The organism is Pedobacter sp. MC2016-24 (genome assembly GCF_015223055.1).
Taxonomy (GTDB): Bacteria; Bacteroidota; Bacteroidia; order Sphingobacteriales; family Sphingobacteriaceae; genus Pedobacter.
In genome coordinates this window covers 1-546 of sequence record NZ_JADFBX010000051.1, presented here as the reverse complement: position 1 = coordinate 546, position 546 = coordinate 1, and the positions used below count along the sequence as shown (strand labels likewise).

General features: G+C 41.0%; 1 pseudogene. It reads right to left on the bottom strand.

The features are described 5' to 3' along the window. A pseudogene (locus IM797_RS28215) lies at positions 1-447 on the bottom strand (transporter); the annotation flags it as partial. Positions 448-546: the final 99 nt, after the last annotated feature.

Genomic DNA, 546 nt, shown 5'->3' with positions numbered 1-546 from the left:
TGGCACTTTAATTCCCCCACCAATCCATAAAGACTGGACCAATAAGCGTTCGCCCAAAGTACCCTTATGATCAAATAACTTGAAATACCCCATTACTGCAATATCCCCCAAACCGGTCTTGTTGCCATTTCCGGTCTGACTTTCCCGTCTGTTAAAATTGTAAGGTACAAAAGCCAGTACCCTGAATCTGGTTCCAAAATTCCAGCCTCCCCAAAGTTCTGCACTCTGGTAAGTTTCATCCGCTGTGATTGGCGTACGTTCGCCCATTGGCCCCAAATGGGTACGCAGGCTTTTATATTGGTAGCGCATCCCTAGAAAACGCTTATTGTATTCCGGCAAAATGCCCAAATAATAGCTTCCAACACCACAACCACAAATGTCACATGCACGGGTAGCAGTTATGCCAATCATAACCAGAACTAACGTAATTATTATTTTCTTATTCATATCTATTGTTCTGATAACATTTTATTATTAATAAACTCTGTATCATTCAGGGTATTCAGAAATGCAGTAAGTTTAACTTTCTGATCTTCATTTAGCGCC